Origin of the sequence: Faecalibacterium sp. AF28-13AC, from assembly GCF_003478405.1 — a bacterium.
GTDB lineage: Bacteria > Bacillota > Clostridia > Oscillospirales > Ruminococcaceae > Faecalibacterium > Faecalibacterium prausnitzii_E.
Genome location: NZ_QUFG01000015.1, coordinates 35,678 through 54,630 on the forward strand (window position 1 = coordinate 35,678; position 18,953 = coordinate 54,630).

16 protein-coding genes and 3 pseudogenes are annotated in these 18,953 nt (G+C 49.2%); 4 read left to right on the forward strand and 15 right to left on the reverse strand.

What is annotated here, in order from left to right; all coding sequences use genetic code 11:
• Positions 1-11 precede the first annotated feature (11 nt).
• Both mobQ and DWY95_RS15645 read right to left on the reverse strand, forming a co-directional pair.
• On the reverse strand, positions 12-1,592 hold the full coding sequence (mobQ, locus tag DWY95_RS15640; protein ID WP_243082854.1) for a MobQ family relaxase: 1,581 nt from the start codon (positions 1,590-1,592) through the stop codon (positions 12-14).
• A gap of 260 nt (positions 1,593-1,852) precedes the next feature.
• Positions 1,853-2,170: a DUF3847 domain-containing protein gene (locus DWY95_RS15645; RefSeq protein WP_118554208.1), complete on the reverse strand. Its 318-nt coding sequence runs from the start codon at positions 2,168-2,170 to the stop codon at positions 1,853-1,855.
• 161 nt (positions 2,171-2,331) lie between these two features.
• Between DWY95_RS15645 and DWY95_RS15650 the strand changes: the two genes are divergently transcribed.
• From DWY95_RS15650 to DWY95_RS15665, 4 genes are all read left to right on the forward strand, one after another.
• On the forward strand, positions 2,332-3,006 hold the full coding sequence (locus tag DWY95_RS15650; RefSeq protein WP_055192417.1) for a response regulator transcription factor: 675 nt from the start codon (positions 2,332-2,334) through the stop codon (positions 3,004-3,006).
• Positions 2,994-4,172: a HAMP domain-containing sensor histidine kinase gene (locus tag DWY95_RS15655; RefSeq protein WP_118554209.1), complete on the forward strand. Its 1,179-nt coding sequence runs from the start codon at positions 2,994-2,996 to the stop codon at positions 4,170-4,172. Before DWY95_RS15650 ends, DWY95_RS15655 begins: the two co-directional genes overlap by 13 nt.
• An 85-nt stretch (positions 4,173-4,257) precedes the next feature.
• A complete protein-coding gene (locus tag DWY95_RS15660) occupies positions 4,258-5,133 on the forward strand; it encodes an ABC transporter ATP-binding protein (RefSeq protein ID WP_118554210.1) in 876 nt (291 codons plus the stop codon).
• Positions 5,130-6,206: an ABC transporter permease gene (locus DWY95_RS15665; protein WP_118554211.1), complete on the forward strand. Its 1,077-nt coding sequence runs from the start codon at positions 5,130-5,132 to the stop codon at positions 6,204-6,206. Before DWY95_RS15660 ends, DWY95_RS15665 begins: the two co-directional genes overlap by 4 nt.
• A 194-nt stretch (positions 6,207-6,400) precedes the next feature.
• Here the strand turns inward: DWY95_RS15665 and DWY95_RS15670 are convergent, their stop codons facing one another.
• From DWY95_RS15670 to DWY95_RS17255, 13 genes and pseudogenes are all read right to left on the reverse strand, one after another.
• Positions 6,401-6,607 carry a hypothetical protein gene (locus DWY95_RS15670; protein ID WP_118554212.1) on the reverse strand — a complete coding sequence of 69 codons (207 nt, stop codon included), beginning with the start codon at positions 6,605-6,607 and terminating at the stop codon, positions 6,401-6,403.
• On the reverse strand, positions 6,600-6,917 hold the full coding sequence (locus DWY95_RS15675) for a hypothetical protein (protein WP_118554213.1): 318 nt from the start codon (positions 6,915-6,917) through the stop codon (positions 6,600-6,602). Before DWY95_RS15675 ends, DWY95_RS15670 begins: the two co-directional genes overlap by 8 nt.
• Before the next feature lie 94 nt (positions 6,918-7,011).
• A complete protein-coding gene (locus DWY95_RS15680) occupies positions 7,012-7,311 on the reverse strand; it encodes a CD1845 family protein (RefSeq protein WP_118554214.1) in 300 nt (99 codons plus the stop codon).
• A 13-nt stretch (positions 7,312-7,324) separates the two neighbouring features.
• The gene (locus DWY95_RS15685; RefSeq protein WP_118554215.1) at positions 7,325-7,714 is read right to left on the reverse strand and encodes a TnpV protein; all 390 of its coding nucleotides are present in this window, start codon (positions 7,712-7,714) and stop codon (positions 7,325-7,327) included.
• Entirely contained in the window at positions 7,711-9,807 is a 2,097-nt protein-coding gene (locus tag DWY95_RS15690; protein WP_118554216.1) for a recombinase family protein, read from the reverse strand. Before DWY95_RS15690 ends, DWY95_RS15685 begins: the two co-directional genes overlap by 4 nt.
• A gap of 70 nt (positions 9,808-9,877) precedes the next feature.
• Positions 9,878-13,945 (reverse strand): annotated as a pseudogene (locus DWY95_RS15695) (SNF2-related protein); the annotation flags it as partial.
• 374 nt (positions 13,946-14,319) lie between these two features.
• Positions 14,320-14,676, reverse strand: coding sequence for a TnpV protein (locus DWY95_RS17470; protein WP_223474521.1), 357 nt, complete (start codon positions 14,674-14,676; stop codon positions 14,320-14,322).
• A gap of 886 nt (positions 14,677-15,562) precedes the next feature.
• Positions 15,563-16,378: a hypothetical protein gene (locus tag DWY95_RS15700; RefSeq protein WP_118554217.1), complete on the reverse strand. Its 816-nt coding sequence runs from the start codon at positions 16,376-16,378 to the stop codon at positions 15,563-15,565.
• A 99-nt stretch (positions 16,379-16,477) separates the two neighbouring features.
• Entirely contained in the window at positions 16,478-16,681 is a 204-nt protein-coding gene (locus DWY95_RS15705; RefSeq protein WP_118554225.1) for a transposon-transfer assisting family protein, read from the reverse strand.
• The gene (locus DWY95_RS15710; protein ID WP_158577578.1) at positions 16,671-17,588 is read right to left on the reverse strand and encodes an LPD16 domain-containing protein; all 918 of its coding nucleotides are present in this window, start codon (positions 17,586-17,588) and stop codon (positions 16,671-16,673) included. Before DWY95_RS15710 ends, DWY95_RS15705 begins: the two co-directional genes overlap by 11 nt.
• Positions 17,588-18,247: pseudogene (locus DWY95_RS15715) on the reverse strand (DNA topoisomerase); the annotation flags it as partial. The gene DWY95_RS15710 and the pseudogene DWY95_RS15715, both read right to left, overlap by 1 nt.
• A 29-nt stretch (positions 18,248-18,276) precedes the next feature.
• Complete coding sequence (locus DWY95_RS15720; protein ID WP_165858276.1) at positions 18,277-18,477, reverse strand: transposon-encoded TnpW family protein; 201 nt, start codon at positions 18,475-18,477, stop codon at positions 18,277-18,279.
• A gap of 122 nt (positions 18,478-18,599) precedes the next feature.
• A pseudogene (locus DWY95_RS17255) lies at positions 18,600-18,953 on the reverse strand (topoisomerase); the annotation flags it as partial.

Consider the following 18,953-nt stretch of genomic DNA (forward strand, 5'->3'; position numbering starts at 1 on the left):
TTCCTTCCTCCTTATAATTCCGGTGTGTTCTTCTGCTGCTCCGGTTTCTTCGGGGCGGCGGTGGCTTTGGCTTCATGCAGCTTTTTCAACACAGATTCCTTTTCCGGGGTCTTGCCGTCCGATGCGGAAAGCTGCTGCTTATTCAGCACCATGTCGATATACTTGCGGATATTTTTCAGCGCGGTCAGGTCGGGTTGCAGGGCTTCAAGCTGGCTGTGCAGCTCGGCGCTGCCCGATTGCAGCGCCGAAAATTCGGCATCCAATGCCGAAAAATCCACCGCTGTGCTGCCGTTCAGTTTCATCAGAGTGCGGACAGCTTTATTGAACGTGTCCAGTTCATCCTTGTGCTGGGCGGCGTAAGCATCCTTGGCGAGTTTGAAGTTCTTCTTTAGAAAGGCATCGTGGATGGGCTTCAGCTTGGCATGGATGGCAGCAGCATCCTTGATCTGGGCGATTGCCCGCATACGGTTCTCGTTCTGCTTCAGCTGCTTGCGAAACGGGGCGGCAGTCTGGCTCAGGTCTTTGATTGCGGCGTTCAAATCCTCGATGGTGTTCAGAGAATGAGCCTTCAGGTAGTCCACTGCCTGCCGAATCCCCTCAAAGTCCCGGACGGTGCATTTCAGTTTTGCCTTGCCAGACCAATCGCTGCGCTGCTCGTTGCGGAGGTTGAAGTAATCCACCAGTAAATCAGAAAGCGTGGGTTCTTTCGCCTTTTCCAGAGCGTCCAGAAGAATCTGCTTCTTTTCGTTCAGGTCTGCGATCCAGCGTTGCAGTCCCCGGATGGTGCTGCGGATGGACTGCATCAGGCTGTTGGCTGCACGAATGTCCCGGTTGAGATTTCCGAGAAAGGTTTCTATCCCACGTTTTTCCATCTGGTGAGCAGCGGGGCCGAGATGCACGGTCGGAATCTGCTGCACTCCCTGCCGCTCGAATGAGCGGAGGTCAACACGTTCCGGTCTGCCAGCGGCTTCAAGGTAACGGTTGGTAACAACTTCCCAACCATGCCGCCAGACCTCGGCGTACTTCTGGTCGTTCCAGTCCACCGTGTTTTCCTTGTGGCACTTCCAGTTGCCAGAGGGGAGCTGAATGCGCTCACCGTTTTCGTCAAGGTCGTATACCTTTCGGGCTTTTGGGAGCCACCTGCCGTGTTCATCCATCGCCCGGAGCGTCAGCAGAATGTGGGCGTGTGGGTTGCCATCTCCTTTGTCGTGGATGGCAAAGTCAGCAATCATACCCTTGGAAACAAACTGCTCATTGCAAAATTCTTTGAGCATGGGAAGATACTGGTCTTTCGGAACTTCTCTTGGAAACGCCAGCACGATGCGGCGGGCAAGCTGGGAGTTCCATTGATTCTCCACGGCCTCCACGGCGTTCCAGAGGGTGGCACGGTCTGCATATCCGGGCAGCGCATTAGGTGGAAGCATAATTTCGGTGTGGACAAGTTCTTTTTTCTTGTTGTAGAATTTTGTTTTCTGGTCGTATTCGCTGAACAGCCGTTCGCCGCTCTGGTAAGCGGCCCCGGCAACAGCGGACTGCCCTTGGCTGCGTTTTACGATGGAAATTTTGAAGTGCGGACACGGAATCGGAATCACCTCCAAACAAAAAGACCGCCCAGCAAGATAGCTCTTGTTGAACGGTCGGAAATCGTATTCGGTTTTGCTCGCCGCCTTGGAACGAAGTGCTGTGCACATCGGGGCAAGGCGGGAGCCGCAAAAGGATAGCTGCAAAGCAGCGCAAGGAAAATGCAGTTTTCCTTGGGATGGAATCGGGCTGGCGCACAAACGCCAGCTTCGATTTCATCGAGCCGTCTGCAAGACCGCAATTTCACCGGAACGGTGTATAATTGCGCCCTTTATTCTAAAGGGTTTTGGACGTTGCTGCGTTCGTGAACATCATGCACCATCTTTGCAAGTGCCAGCACGACTTCCGGTTGACGGAACGAGATCTTCAAAAGCTCCATCACCTGATCATCGGTCAGCTCTCCCGGACAGACCAGAAAGCTTTCCAGCATTCCGGCACGGGTGCAAAGACGATGCACACGCTCTCTCCGGTTCAGCTCTGACATCTGGCGTTCAAGGATTTTCTCCCGGTGCTGACAAGAGCGCAGCTTCTGTTCTGCTTTGGCTTTTTCGCTGCGGAGGTAGGCAAGGTCGGTTTGGGGTTGGGTCATGGCATCACGCTCCTTTTTCAAAAACTTTTATTCGTTTACAAACATTTTATAATTCATATTTACCGCCTTGTATTCTTTGAGATAACGAATATAATACGTCTAGGAGAATAGATAAATAATTGAAAAATGATTGCTATATTTGCTGTTAGGAGGTGAGCATAATGAATGCAAAGATACTGATTGCTGATGATGAAAGCGATATTGTTTCTATGCTCGGTAACTTTTTTGAAAGCAAGGGCTTTCGTGTCCTGCCCGCTTTCAATGGTGCAGAAGCACTAAAGCAAGTGGAAAAACAACCGGATATTATTTTGCTTGACATCAATATGCCCGGAACAGACGGGTTAGAAGTTTGCAAGCGTATCCGTGATCACATATCCTGCCCGATCCTTTTTCTGACTGCCAGAATCGAAGATACAGATAAGGTAAAAGGCTTTGCTGTTGGCGGTGATGATTATATTGTAAAGCCCTTTTCCCTCGTAGAGCTTGATGCGCGGGTACGCGCTCACCTGCGCCGGGAAGCACGACACAATTTTGAAGCACAAGTCAAGTTTTCCGGTGATTTGACGATTGACTATTCAGAACGTTGCTTGTTCTTTGGCGATAAGCGTGTCGGTCTTGCAAAAAGGGAATTTGATATTGTGGAACTGCTTTCTCAAAATCCAGGACAGATCTTTGATAAAGAACGGATTTATGAGCGTATTTGGGGCTATGACAGCGAGGGGGACAGCAGTGTTGTAGCAGAGCATATCCGCAGAATACGGTCCAAAATCGCGGCATACACCGACCGCATATATATTGAAACGGTTTGGGGGTGTGGATACAAATGGGTCAAGTAAATTGCCGCAAGCACTATTTATCTCTCCGAAAAAGCCTTGTTCTCTATGTAATTGCCTTTGTTGTACTCGCAGTCTTTCTATCCGTAACGACTTTTTCAATCTGTGATGGTGCTGCCGAGGGTATCAGCGCATCTTATCCTCCGTCCGGCGAAAAATATTATTTGACAAATGAGCAGGGGGAACAGTTGGGCGACGGCGCTTACATCGGGACAGTGCCCGTCCCGATGTCTAAAGAGGACGAGCGTACCATTGCGCTACTGGAGAAACTTCCCATTGTTGCAACTCCTATCTATTCTGCATTCTGTATTATCGCGGCTGCGCTGCTATTTTACAGAAACAGGCTGAAAAAGCCGCTTGCGGAACTGCGGACTGCTTCTGAAAAAATAGCGAACAATGACTTGGACTTTTCAATCGACTATGATAACAACGATGAATTGGGACAGCTTTGTGCGTCCTTTGAAATCATGCGGACAACCCTTGCGGACAATTTCTCTAAAATGTGGCGGCAAGTTGAAGAACGAAAAGCACTCAACGCCGCTTTTGCTCACGATTTGCGTACCCCTCTGACGGTACTAAAAGGCTATAACGAAATGCTGCAAACCAGCGATAATTCCCAAACGAGGGAAACCGCCGCCACAATGGGAAAGCATATTTCCCGTATGGAAAACTATGTAAGCAGTATGAGCAATCTTAGGCGTATGGAAGATACGCAGCCAGAGTACAAGTTGATTGACTTGCAACCATTGGTATCTTCTTTGTATGATAGCGCAAAAATCGTTTGTGCGAAAAATGCAAAAGAGTTGATTTTACAAAATCATATACCCAATTCACAGTTGCCTCTTGATAGCGCATTTGTTTCACAGGTCAGCAATAACCTGCTCGCCAATGCGGTTCGATATGCCCAGACTACGGTAACAATATCTTTTGCCTTGCATGACAACGGCTTGTTGCTTTCCGTATCAGACGATGGGAAGGGTTTTGACAAAAGCAGTCTGCAAAAAGCCACCAGTCCATATTACACAGAGGAAAGCAACCATTCCGAGCATTTTGGACTGGGGCTGTATATTTGCAAGCTGCTTTGTGAACACCACAACGGCTATTTGAAGATCGAAAATACTGCATTCGGGGCAAAGGCATCTGCCTACTTCAAATCTCCTGCCTTGTAGATAAAAAGTAGATGTTTTCCCTCTATACTCTCCATGAAAACACATGGAGAGTATTTTTTACTCCCTATGGAGAAAGGGGCTTTTTATGGAATTAAAAACGATTGGGCTGACAAAAAAGTTCGGTTCCAAAACCGCCGTGGACAATTTGAATATCACCTTAACAAATGGCGTCTACGGCTTACTGGGTGCAAATGGTGCAGGGAAAACAACGCTTATGCGGCTGCTCTGCAATATCCAAAATCCTACTTCCGGGAGAATTCTGCTTAACGAGAAAAACATTGTGGGGCTGGGTGAACGCTATCGCAATCTTTTAGGCTACTTGCCGCAGCACTTCGGATATTACCCCGATTTTTCAGCGTATGACTTTCTGCGCTACGTTTCTGCTCTAAAAGGCTTGGACGAAAAGGCGGCGCGGAAGAAGTCAAAAGAACTGCTGGAAGCAGTAGATTTATCAAAGGAAAGTAAGCAAAAAATCAAAACTTTTTCGGGAGGCATGAAACAGCGTTTAGGGATTGCACAAGCCATGCTTAATGACCCTCATATTTTGATTTTAGATGAGCCGACGGCGGGGCTTGACCCGAAAGAACGCGTCCGTTTCCGCAATTTGATCAGCGCCTTTTCCAAAGACCGCATTGTGATCCTGTCTACGCATATTGTTTCCGATGTGGAGTTTATTGCGGAGGAAATCATCATGATGAAATCCGGGCAAATCATTCACTTTGGAAATCCGCAGGAGATCACTTCTGAAATCGACGATCAAGTGTGGGAATGTACGGTTCCGACTGCCTATGCGGAAAAATATGCGGCTGCCTACAACACAAGCAACTTGCGAAACACCAGCGAAAACCAGACGATTTTACGAATCATTGGAGATCGTCCGCCGATGGAAAACGCAGTAAGGGTGCAGCCTACTTTGGAAGATCTGTACCTGTTCTATTTCAAAGGGGGCTGTGAAGAATGAAAAAACTGATTCTTTTTGAACTGCGGAAAGTGTTTTCAAAGCGTTTGGCGCTCATCGCTCTAATTGGAATTATCCTGTTCTCTGCCTTGCTATCCTTTTCCACCTTTCAAAACAAATATGCGTTTGACCAAAATATCGGTGAAGGTACTGGCAAAACAGCAGTAGAAATCGACAAGGAAATTGCAGCGAAATATGAAGGAATCCTGACAGACGAAAAGGTGCAGCAAATAATGTCTGATTTTGCACCGACATCAGATTTACATGGCTTGAGTGCAATCTATGTTTATCAAAACGCCATGCAATCGGCAGTCTTTTCACGGTTTTCTGATAAAGAGGGAAATTGGAACGGATTAAGTGTTTCTGATGTGTTTGGCAATGAAGAAATCAAAATTGGCTATGTAGATGGTTGGCTTTCAACAAGTAAAAACATGGTGCGTTTTTTTATCGCGCTTGCTCTTGCGGTTATCATCATGCTTGCTCCGATTTTCTCCGGCGAGTATGAAGGCGTTGACAATATCATATTGACAAGCAAATACGGCAAAACCAAATGCACTACTGCAAAGGTAGCAGCGGGTATTCTTACCGCCATTCTCACTACTGCGCTGGTTGCGGCTTTTAACTTGCTTCTTGCTCTTATCTTTTACGGAACGGAAGGGCTAGATTGTAGTATTCTATTCGCTCCCAGCGACTATGTAGAAGGGTTTATTTCTTTTAATATCACTTGTGGAACATTACTCAAATATCAAATCCTGTTGGCCTTTACCTGTACCCTCAGCGTTACTGGAATTACACTGTTCCTATCTGCAATCAGTAAAAATCAGATTGTAGCTTTGGTTGCGGCGATAGCAATTTTTCTGTTCCCAGTTTTGCTGCCAATCACAGAAGCAAATCCGTTGTTCCGATTGGTTGGACTTCTTCCTATCTATCATGCACTGGCTATTTCGCTCCTGTCGGTGGAACAAATGAGTAACGGTATGCTGTATGCGATATGGGCAATCCCGGCAGCACTACTCTTTTTGGGAGTTGGTGCAGGTATTTCTCGCCGTGTATTTGCCAAGCACCAAGTTTCATAAATATGGAATGATCTACCGGACGACGGCAAAAGAAAAAAGCCGTCGTATAGCAGACATATCCGCGCGCCCATTTTGAAGCGGCGGCTCAATTTTCAGAGCCGCCGCTTCTTTGTGTTTACACAAACCAATGATGACTTGCAGGGATACGGTAGCCGATTGGAAGTTGTTTTACCATAGCAGATCAGTTATCGTTTTCAGGAGACCCGCACGGGCTGGATAGCCAGTGCGGCACCCCTGACCTGATACGTTACCCCGCCAGCTTCGCCCCTTGCCTTCCGCTGGCACACCTCCGGGTGCTGCGTTGCAAGGGCATCAAGCTGCTTTTGCAAGGCGGGATTCAGCGTAAATACGCTGCTTGTCCCGTCCTCGCTGGCGTAGATCATGGTTTCCAGCTTAAACATCGTCAATCAGTTCTTCCTCCTCAGATTCGTCAAAGATGGTCGGTCCCCAGTCCTCGTCCTCCTCGATGTCCTGCATCAGGAGCCGCATATTGGTGTAGCACTCCATCTCGGCACGGACAAAGTAGAACATCTGGTCGTACCAGTCTGCCAGCGTTTCATCCTCCAGCTTCCGGCAGAAATCAAGCACCAGCTTGTTCTGGTCGGGATTAACCGTCAGTCCGGCAACCTCGTACAGCCGCTTGCGGGTCAGCTCCAGATCGGCGCAACCATAGGTGTAGAGCAGCTTCTTTTCTTCAAACGTCAGTTTCATAGGCGTGTACCTCCGTATCAAAAAGGGCCTGCCGTGTGCAGACCCGATGTAACGAAAAGACCGCCTTGCAGTCGTGCAGGGCGGTCAAGGGAACTCAGGATTGGAGAAAGTCCCTGAGTTCATCACCGAAATAGGAGATTTTTGCGATGAGTGCCATCGCTATGTAAGGCAGGGTGAAAACGACAAATCCGGTTATCAGCATCTTCAGCACTTCGCCGCCGTCTGCCAGCTTCATGACCCAGCTTGCCAGCGCTACAAAGAAGAACAGCCCCGCCAGCAGATTCGTCAGGATCGTGGAGAAGGTCGTGAGGAAGATGCCCACCCACTGCGCCAGAATCAGCAGCAGAAGCAGCGGGAGAAGGGCAAATTTCAGCATCCATTTCAGCACAGCCATTGCGGGCACCTCCTTATACAAAAATCAGCTCGGTCTTGATGATCTCCTCCGCACGGTTGCGGATGCTGTTCATCCGGCGCACCCATTCCAGTTGATTCTCGGCTTTCAGGGCTTCAGTCACGCCCTCGGCTTCCTGCATCTGCCGGATGATTAGGGCAAGCTGTTCTTCGGCCTGTTTATCCAGCTTGGCAAGGTAGTTGCCTAGTTCACCGGACAGGACAAGCTGGTTGTACCGGACGGGATGCTGCTCCTTCAGGTACCTCTTATGTAAGCGGCCCCACCGCCCGGTGGGGTTCCGCTCTGCCGGGGCTGTTGCGGTAAGGTTCGGCAGATAGTAGTCGTTGACAAGAGTGTAGTCCAGACCGTTGTTGCTGTCGTGGAGCGGATTCTTTAAGGTAGTCATGCTGCATTATCCTCCTTTGGTTTCGGCGTTGGTGTTGCTTCTGGGTCAGGTTTTGGATTTCCTTTTTTCTTGTGATAGAATTCCAAGGTTTTCTTGTTGTGGTTGATTCTCCTGCACTCATCGGAACAAAATTCCTGCTGGCTGTGTGTAGGCCAGTAGGAATGACCGCACACGGCACAGGTGCGTTGCCGGTAGTAATGATCTCCTCTTTCGGCTTCTCTATCTGCTTTCTTTTGCGCCTGTCTTGCCTGATTCCAGCATTCCCTTGAGCAGAAAAGCTGTCGGTTGCTCGTAGGTGTAAACATCTTCCCACAGTGCGGACACGTTTTGGTTTTAATGATCTCGCCACCGTTTTTAGCGATTTTCTTTGCTTTTCGCTTTTCTCGATAGGCTTTTTCACGTTTGCGCTGCTTTTCCATGCGCTGCCGTTCTTCCTGCTCCTTCTGCGCTTTCAGTTCGGCAAGTTCTTCCTCGGTATAAGCAATATCGACTTGACCGACATAGTTGAAATAAATGTCAACTTTTTGTGTGCGGGCATTGCCTGCACCCTCGGCTTCATAAACAACGATTTTATCGACAAGTTCGTTAAACATTGAATCGGAGATTTCTGTTGGATTTTTGCACTTGCGAATCAGCGAAATGAAATGCCGAATATCAGCAGAACTTGATTTATCTTCGGCAATTTCGGATTTCATCGTTTCCATCTGCGATTCCAATTCTGCTTGCTCGCTATCATACTGTGCCATCAGCTGCTTGTACTGTCGTTCGGGCAATAGTCCAGACATAAGATTTTCGTACAGACTACGAATAAGGGCAGAAAGCTCATCATAGCGTTTTTGGCAACGTTTCAATTCTGATTGATTCTGCTTCGGCTTTTCTTCACGTTTCTCTTTCCAAAGGGATTGCAGTTCCAAAGCGAAGGTTTCTTCATCTTTTAGAACAAATCTCGAAAAGCGTTTGACCGATGCCAATATCAGGGCTTCAACATTATCGGCACTGATTGAATGGGCAGTGCAGCTATTCACCCGACTTGCATATCCACCACAACGATAAGAATATTGAGTAGACCCATCCTTTTTACTGTAGTGTGTTTGCAAGGTCAATCTTCTGCCGCAATCGGCACAATACAGATACCCGCTTAAACGGTTGGTGTGCGTTCCCCAAGCAGAAGCACGATTCACTCGGCATCTGCGTTTCTGAACACTATCCCAAAGTTCTTGCGGTATAATCGGTTCATGCGTGTTCTGGAAAACATACTGTTCATCTTCGTCTGTTTCTTTTCTCTTGTGAAGTTTGAAATTTGTGCTTACAGATTTTCGTAAAACAGTGCGTCCCAGATATTCCTGCCGACCTAAAATTGTTCTTACGGAGGAGGTGCCCCACAGGTACGGATCGGAGAACTTTATCCCATTGTACTGCTCTGGGTGATATTTCTGTGCGTATGCAGCAGGAATCAGGACTTTATCCTCTGTCAATAGTTCTGCGATTGCCCGTGGGCTTTTTCCTTCGTTCGCAAGAAGAAAAATGCGCTTTACGACTTCGGATGCCACCGGATCAACAACAAGTGTCTGCTTGTCGTTCGGCAAACGGTTATATCCATACGGAATAGAGCCGCTGCAACGTTTTCCATCTTTCATCCGGGCATCGAACACAGCCTTGATTTTATTACTCGTGTCTTTGGCATACCATTCGTTCATAATGTTCAAAAACGGAGCAAAATCATTGTCTGAAGCATTGTTGCTGTCGATGCTGTTGTTGATTGCAAGGAATCGGACATTTTTCTGTGGGAACAGAACTTCCGTATAAAAACCGACTTGCAGATAATTTCGTCCTAAGCGGCTCATATCCTTCACAATAAGCGTTTCGACATTTCCTGCTTCTACCTCTTTTATTAGAGATTGAAAGCCGGGACGATTGAAATTCACACCTGAAAAGCCATCATCTGTAAAATGGCGGATGTTCTTGAAGCCGTTCTTTTGGGCGTAATCTTCCAGATATTTCTTTTGGTTGGTGATGGAATTCGATTCACCAGCAAGATCATCATCTCTTGACAAACGCTCATAGAGTGCGGTAATTTTTGGTGTTTTCGGCATTTGTTCTACCTCCTTTCTTATGGAATCTTTCAATTTAGGACAATCACGTTTATCGTCCTATTAAAGTATAGCCCTCCGGGGCAAGTTCAATGGCGGTGGTGGTTTCACCAAAAGTAGATGCCCAGCAGTCGAAGTGTGTCAGCCCTTTTTGCTGGAGTGTGCCATATTGCAGATAGCGCATGACCGTGTACAGCTCCGACATGGAGTTGCTCACGGGCGTTCCCGTAGCAAACACCACGCCGCGCCCACCTGTGATCTCATCCAAGTAGCGGCACTTTCCGAACATATCGCTCGATTTTTGCGCTTCACTTGTAGACAAACCAGCGACATTGCGCATTTTTGTCGTGAGGAAAAGGTTCTTGTAAAAATGGCTCTCATCCACAAAAAGCCTATCCACGCCCAACTGCTCAAAGGTGATAACATCATCCTTTCTCGCATCGGAGCGTAGCTTTTCCAGCTTGATTTCCAGCGTTTTGCGTGTCTTTTCCATCTGCTTGATGCTGAAATTTTCGCCAGCAGTGGCTTTCAGTTCGTTGATGGCGGCAAGCGTTTCATCAATCTGCTCCTGAATAATGCGTTCTTGCCGCTCATAGGACAACGGGATGCGCTCAAACTGTGAATGACCGATGATGACCGCATCGTAGTCCCCAGTCGCAATTCTAGCACAGAATTTTTTGCGGTTGGCGGTTTCAAAGTCCTTTTTTCGAGCCACCAGCAGCTTGGCATTGGGGTATAGGTGCAAAAACTCTGCCGCCCATTGCTCCGTCAGATGATTTGGCACCACAAAAAGACTTTTCTGACACAGCCCCAGCCGTTTGGCTTCCATTGCGGATGCTGCCATCTCAAACGTCTTTCCGGCTCCCACTTCGTGTGCAAGCAGCGTATTACCACCATAAAGCACATGAGCGATGGCGTTACGCTGGTGTTCCCGGAGCGAAATTTCCGGGTTCATACCGACAAAGTGGATGTGGGAACCATCGTATTCGCGCGGTCTGTTGCTGTTGAACAGTTCGTTGTACTGCTTCACCAGTGCAATGCGCCGCTGGGGGTCTTGCCAGATCCAGTTGGCGAAAGCATCTTTGATTACCTGCTGTTTCTGCTGCGCCAGCATGGTGTCCGTTTTGTTCAGGACGCGCTTCGGTCTGCCTTCTTCATCTTCAATGGCATCATAGATGCGCACATCTTTCAAGTTGAGCGTATCTTCCAGAATCTTGTAGGCATTGGCGCGGGATGTGCCATAGGTTTCGGTGGAGGTAATGTCGCCTCTGCCCATAGCCGACTTGCCCTCAATGCGCCATTCTGCGGTATAGGGAGAATATCTCACTTTAACTGCATGACGCAGATAGTAGGGAATCTGGAAAGTTTCTGCCATAAACTTTTGGATGATCTCCGGCGAAAGCCATGTTGCACCCAGACGTACATCAATCTCAGATGCTTCAAGGTCTTTCGGCTGCGCCTTTTCCAATGCGGTGACGTTGACTGCAAACTCCGGGTTGGTTTCGGCGGCAAGCTGTGCCATGCGCAGTTTTGCCCGGACATTGCCGGACAAGTATTCATCCGCCATTTGCCAGCCCGCTTCTGGGTCAGTAGGGTCTGTGCCGGGGTCTTTGAAAATTACGCCGGATAGTTCGCTGGTGATTCGCTCATAGTCGCCGGGAGTGCCGAGCAGCTCTGCCATATAGGGCAAATCCACCCGGCCACGCTCTCCGATGGAAATTGCAAGTGCTTCCGTGGGAGTGTCCACGCTGGTGACAGTACGTTCCGGGCGAATGGTGCGTTTGGTGAACATCGCCGCCTTGCTTTTGAGCTGCCCCTGATCGTCCAGATTTTCCAGAGAACACAGCAGATAGTAAGAAGAATCCTGCTCAAATAATCTGCCGTTTTTGCGGTCATTCAGCAAGCCGTATTTTGCAGAAAAGGCATCGTAGGCGGCATTCAGCTTTTCCTGCGTAGCCTGAATGTCGGCATCCGGGGAGTCGTTTAGCTGCTGGTCAATCAACTCATTGACGATTTGCCGCAGCTCCACCATCCCGGTCACACGGCCTTTGGCGGTGTCGGAAAGCTCCACCTGTGTCATAACAGAATTTTCGCGGTAATACACTTCACCGTCAACCACGGTGTAGGAGAAGTTCTTCACATCCGGGTCAGCAGGGAGAATGTGTCGCTCATTTTCTGCATCCGCAATATCTGGTGTTTCGACCTCAACTTCCGTGTACAGTCCCTCAATATGCTGGATAGCTTCGGCAAGCTGGTCTGCCAGCACTGCACCCTCAATGGGGCGCACGGTGCATTCCTCATGGCCATACTGGGTGCTTTCGGTGGTCAGTTCGCCCAGCACCATCTCCGGGTGGTCTACAAAATAGCTGTTGATGGTAAAGCCATCTTCCGTTTTGCCGAGCTGTATCCAGTCCGGCTCATGGTCGATGGGGCGGTCACGTTTTTGCAGGAAGATAATGTCGCTGACGACATCTGTTCCTGCATTTGCCTTGAACGCAGTATTCGGTAGCCGGATAGCACCCAGCAGATCAGCACGTTCGGCAATGTGCTTTCGGGCAGAAGAATCCTTGCTGTCCAGCGTGTAGCGGCTGGTGACGAAGGCCACGATGCCGCCCGGACGCACTTGGTCGATGGCCTTGGCGAAGAAATAGTTGTGGATACTGAAACCGAATTTGTTGTACGCCATGTCGTTTACCCGGTACTGGCCAAAAGGAACATTACCCACGGCAAGGTCATAGAAATCGCGGCGGTCGGTGGTTTCAAATCCGGCAACTTTAATGCTGGCTTCTGGGTAGAGTTTTTGCGCAATGCGGCCTGTGATGCTGTCCAGTTCCACACCGTACAGGCGGCTATCCTGCATGGTGTCCGGCAGCATACCAAAAAAGTTGCCAATGCCCATGCTCGGCTCCAAAATATTGCCGCTGCGGAAGCCCATGCGCTCCACAGCATCATAGATGGCACGAATCACGGTGGGGCTGGTGTAGTGGGCGTTCAGGACGGAGCCACGGGCGGCGGCGTACTCATCTTCGGAGAGCAGTCCTTTCAGTTCGGCGTACTCTTTTGCCCAGTTGCCCTTGTCCGGGTCAAAGGCATCCGGCAGACCGCCCCAGCCGACATACTGTGATAGAATTTCCTGCTCTTCGATGGTGGCTCCACGGTGTTCCTGCTCCAACTGGAACAGGGTGCGGATAGCTGCAATGTTCCGGGCGTATTTCTGTTTTGCACCGCCCTCGCCCAGATGATCGTCCGTAATGCAGAAATTTCCAGCAGCTTCCGGCACAGGTTCGGCATTCAGGGCTTCGTCTGCGGCGGCTGCATCCGGGAATGTCTGCCATTCGCCGTTGACCTCCACAGAAATAGGCAGCTTGTCCAGTGATTCATCAGACGTAGGCTCATCCCGTCGCAGACTGTCCTCGAACTGCTGTTTGTTCAACACCTCGTTGCTCCACGAATAGCCCTGCGCACTGGTGTCGATGCGCACATCGGTTTCACCAACATAGCCGACCTTTCCCTCGATGGTTCGGGTAGGCAGTTCAACAACGACATCATCCCCGACCTTATAATCGACTGCTTTTTCGGGAGCGGTGTCAAGAGCTTCGTCTTGCTGTTCGTACAATTCCCGGACAACAGACAGCGGTTCTTCCCGAAAAATCGGCACCCGCATATCGGCCAGTGCCATATCCTGCAAAGAAACTTTGCCCTTATCAAAGTCCACCCTATCAATCCGAAATTCACGGCTATCCATATTGATAATGGAACCAATGGGAAGATAGTCCTCTTTGCGCAGATGCTTGGTCTGATGGTGAGTGCCATCTTCGTTTAACCCGGCAAGATAGACATTATTGCCCGCAGACCATAATTCTTTTGACTTTCTTGCCCATAAGCGAGGAGAAAAGCCTGTGACCTGAGCTTCGCCCAGCGCGGTGTCTCTCGTGAACAAAGCACTGTTGATGATTTTGGTAACTTTAGCGGCATCTTCTCCATAAAACATAAAATTGCCACCTGCTTCAAATCCAACGAGAGTGTCCGGGTACTGTTCCTTTAATGCCGTGTATTCGGCAGCACTGGCGGCGTTCAGCTCAAGGGGGAAGTCAATGGTTCTTTTCTCTTTATCCGACAGATAGCGGTCAGACTGAATCATCAGGTCGATATATTTTTCGACCTGATTCCAGCGGAGAAGCACTTTCTGATGGTCTGGATAGTGTTCAAACGTCAGCCCCTTGCTGTCATGATCGAGCCAACCATTGCTTCCGTCCAGATAGGTGTGCGAGGAGCCGCCGGGTCCGTTTGAGGCATATTCTTTCGCAAGAGCTTTTGCCCGGAGTTTTCGGTCAGGCTGGAGCTGATAAATTTTCCAGATGCGAAGTTTGCTGTTTTCAAAGTTAGAACCTCTCCGCAGCGCGTTTTCGATCTCAGCCTGTGACAAAGAGAAAGCGGAGGGCGATTTTTCGCTCTCCGCTTGGTCGATGGATTCAATTTGTTCAGCTTCGGTGGGAATGTGTGCATCGAAGAAACTTAGCTGTAAATCAGCTCGTTCATCACCAGTTCCTCGGCCTGTGCTTTCAGGCTGTTCATGTGCTGCACCCACTCCATCTGATACTGCTCCTTGTTCGGAGCCGGGTTCTGTTTCAGCAACTCCTGCATGGTCTGCCGCATCCGGCTCTCTGCGGTTTGCTCCACCTCCAACAGGTGCGGATGCAGAGTTCCCGACAGAAGCATCGAGTTGTACAGCACCGGGCGATGCTTCATCAGGTAAGTCCGGCGCAGTCGCCCGTACTTGCCCAGTGTTTTCTCCTGCCGGGGCAGGGTCAGGTTCGGGAGCTGATAATCCCCGATGGTCGAGTAGGTCACGTTCCTGCTGTTCATATTCATACTGGCTCCTTTCTACATTGCGGCGGCGGATTGTCGTCTTTACGGTTCTTTCGATGTTGCGCAGCACATCCCGGCTGCACTCGCTGACTGCGGTGCCCAACGCATACACGGCGGCAGGAGTGGAAAAGGAGAAGATGGCCTGAAAATCGTCCCGGTCAAAATGTCCTTCCGGCTCAAAACCGCATCGTTCAAGGACAGCATAGGTGATGCTGATTGCAGCGGCACTTTTGAACTGGAACTCCTGTCCGGCTTCATCATAATCCATCAGAAGAGAGCCGTCAACGATGTCGAGAATGTCACCGCTGTTGTTATCCCAATAGGAATCCACCAGTTTGCCGCAAATGTCTGCGATTTGCTGGGTGATTCGTTCATGCCGGATGCCGTACTCTCTAGCGAGCATTTCCGACACAGGCTGAACCAGATCGGGGCCGAGCTGCCATACTTCCGGATCACGCGAATTACGCCGTACTCCAGTGTCGCTCACATCGAAAACGTAGTGCAGACGCGGAACACTGCTGGACTGGTCTAACAGAGCGATGCCTTTGGAGCCACGCCGGACATAGCGGTTCATGCGGTCATTCCAGAGGTCGAAACTGGCGCAGGCGGTGGCATCAGGCCGCTGGGCGTAAATCATAAGCTGGTCGGCAAAGTTGTACTTGTACAGCCGGGATGCTGTGGTCAGGTAGTCCGTCCAGTTTTCCCAATACCGGGTCAGTTCCTTTGCCGTTTGCTGGGCAAGGTTGAGGTATTCTTGCGTTTTATTTGGCATTGCGTTCCTCCTTTCGATTTTAGGATATAAAAAGAGCGACCTTTGTAAAGGCCGCTCTCAGGAAAATAGCGTTCGGATGTATCGTGATTTCCAATAAATTAGTAAAATTAAAAGGATTTAGTCGGAATTTTGCAACAATCTCTTATACCAGTCGATTTCATAGCAATTCTCAAACGAATTTGTGGCGCGGCCTAATATTCCTTGAACATTTCCTTTATAAATATTCTCCACAACGTTACTTGTGGTTTCAGCAGCGATTCCAACCAATAAGCCAATAGTTCCGCGTAGATAATTTTCAGAAATAATAATCTTTTTGCCTTCCAAAAGAGTACTTTGAGGATTTTCTCTTATATATTTCTTGTCAACTCTACCGGAATTATGGATTATGGCATTTCGTCTTCCTAAAATCTCACTATATAGAGAAATGGCTAAACGGTATTTGGAAGAAAAAAGTGTTCCCAACTCTAATTTGCACTTATCTTTCAAAAACACATCAGCAGGGTTTCCATAGAAAATACTTCGGACCTTTTCTTCAGCAAGCGTGTCAATCATTTCGTCACGCGTGCTACAACTTAAAATCAATTGGAATGCCTTAGAGGTTTCGGTTTCAGAATCAGATCCCTTCATCTTTTGAGGATAGTCTATAAACACAACCTTAGCTAAAGAGGAAATATATACTTCAAACCGCCCAACAGAATTGATGAAATGACTTCTTGAATTGCCACCGCTCAAAAACCTAGTTTGCATTCCGCCAGCATCAACAATAGTTTTATGCAATACACTGTCACTTAATAGGCTATTAAACTCAAAAGGTTCTTTAGTCGGCTTTCTTATGCAATGATTCAAGTAAGCATACTCTTCCCACTCATTATACATATCTTGTCGAAAGATACGATACTGATTGTGTATTTGTTGGACTTTAACTAAATCCATCTAAAACCTTCCTCCTTCATTTACTATATGTGATGCTACTAGTATATCACATATTTGAGGGAAGAAAAGATATTCATACTACTTATTGGCCATAAAAATTCAGTCGAGCGGAAATTCCAGCTCGGCAAACTCGGCATCGGTCATAAGTTTCAGCTTTTCAATGACCTGTTCGGACAGTTCTCTCAGGGCAGTTTCATCAGGCATCAGGTAACACTGCATCAGCCGCAGCTCCTGCATCAAACCCGGCCGGGAGCCGGAATTGTAGAGCATCATCAGCGTCAATTCTTCGCCATTAAAGTTCATGAGCATCCCTCACTTTCCGGCACCCAACGGGGCTGCACTCCGGGGCATCGCATTTTTCTTTTGCGCCAGCCAGTGAAGCCAGCTTTTCCAGCGTGGAAGGGCGGCTGTTTAGCCCCAGTTCTTCGGCTTCGGCGGCTCTGTCCATGATAAAATCGTAGTCCTGTATCAGCCGCCGACCTTTTTCCATGTGATGTGCTTCCAGAATTTCTTCCCGGACTTCCTGAATCGTCAGCTCCGGCGCGTCGATCTGGCCGCTGTCCATCACAGAGTAATCGCTGTGATAGAGGGTGTAATCCCAGCCATCGTCACAGGACTGGATGGCAATATAGCCTTTTCCGCCTAGTTCCCATGCACCTGTTTCATCCTGTGTCTGGATTTCCGGGTAATAGCTGGCTCCATTGCGCTCCATGACCTCGGCAAACTGGCAGATGTGGAACATATCGCCCAGTCCACCAACATCAAAATGATACTCGTCCCAATGTTCCAGCCGTGTTGTGAAACTTCGGCCATCCGGGTAGTCCACCTGAATCACACTGCCATTGGGAACACGGTATAAGTCCTTGTAGTTGCTGTCGATGAGCCGCACATCATTCATAGTAATGGACGGATCTTCCCAGATACGCCGCTTGCGAATGCCGGAATCCGGGATGTTGTCGAGGATTCTCACACTTTCAAGCTGGATAGCCCTGCGAGGATCATCGGATAGCTCAAAAAGGAACCAGTTCCGGGCGGCAGGAATAGCATTTCTGCCATCGGGCGGCAGATGCTCAAAGGGAATCTGTCCCTTTTCCAACGGCAACAGGGTCAGCTTGTCATAGGTGGCGTAGCCAACGCCGGAAGTATTTTCCCGCAGATGCAGGTATTTTTCGTTGTTCAGCAGATAAACGGCTTCATCCTGTACCCTCATCAGCGGCCACCCTCAAATTCCAGCGAAAACTTGCTGCGACCATCGGCTTCGGTAGACAGCAGGACAGTGGCATTGTATACCTTGCCCTTGGCACTCTTGCAGTCCTTCAGACGGACGCGGCCATCCCGCAGCAGCTTGTCGGCCACATGAGCATCCAGCCGTTTACCCAACCTCTTGAAGAAAGCATTGTCTTTCCACAGCACGAAACGGCAGGGATTGGATTCACAAAACCAGCCCTTTTCACGTTCCACAACAGATTTGCCACAGTTCGGACAGACACCAATCACTTTATTTTTCATAAGCACATTCGCTCCTTTCACGGCCTCGGTGGTGTTCACCAACGAGGAGATCATATCTTTGATTTCAGTCATAAATGTTTCCGACTCCATCTCGCCGCGCTCCACGCACAACAGTTTTGTTTCCCAGTCGGCGGTCATTTCCGGGGATTGGATTTCTTCGGGCATTACGGTAATGAGGGCTTTTCCCTTATCCGTGGGCAGCAACACCTTGGTCTTTTTGCTGCCCTTGCGCTCCAGAAAGCCCTTCTGCACCAGCTTTTCGATGGTAGCGGCTCTGGTGGCAGGAGTGCCGATGCCCTGACGCTCCACGCCCTCCGGCATACTGTCCGCACTGGCGGTTTCCATAGCGTGCAGCAGGGTGTCCTCTGATACATTTTGTCAAGGTGGTTTTAAGAAATTTTCCCGCAATCGTTCATAATAAGCCGCTTGATTTTATCGCTCATAGTTTCCTTGCTGGTGGTGCTGAAGTGGATTTTCACCCGATAGGTCGTGTTTCCGATTTTCTTCACAATATCGGGCTGTTCTGCTTCCTTTACGGTCAGAGGGGAAGCGGTTGCGGGGGTGCTGCGGTTGCTGGTGTCGTTGTTCATAGGCTCTCCTTTCCATGAGAAAAGCCCCATGCGGTCATACATGGGGCGGTGGTTTTGAGGTTGAAGTGGCGAAGTGGCGAAGTGGCAAGGTATCTGGGTTTTGCCACTTGGATTTTGCCAGTTCACTTTTTTAGGGCGTGATACCATGCTGCGCCGATACGCTTTGAGGTAATGCGCCCGTCAAGGTTTTTCTTTGCCGCCCGGACAGTACGGGCAGAAATCCCCGCGTCGGCTGCGGCTTTCTCTATGTCCTCGCTGGCAAGCTCTTTTCCGTCTGCCAGTAGGTCAAGTATCAGCTTTTCAGCCTGTTCGGTTTTGGTGGCGTTGTTGCCGCCCGCGCCGGATAGCAGTTCGTCGGCGGTTATATCATATTCGCCTATCCACTCAAAGCCTGTTTCCGGGTCAAGGCAAAAGGCAACGGGCTTTCCCTCCGGCGCAAGGGAAGATTTGTCGTGAATGATAACGCGCACATTCGG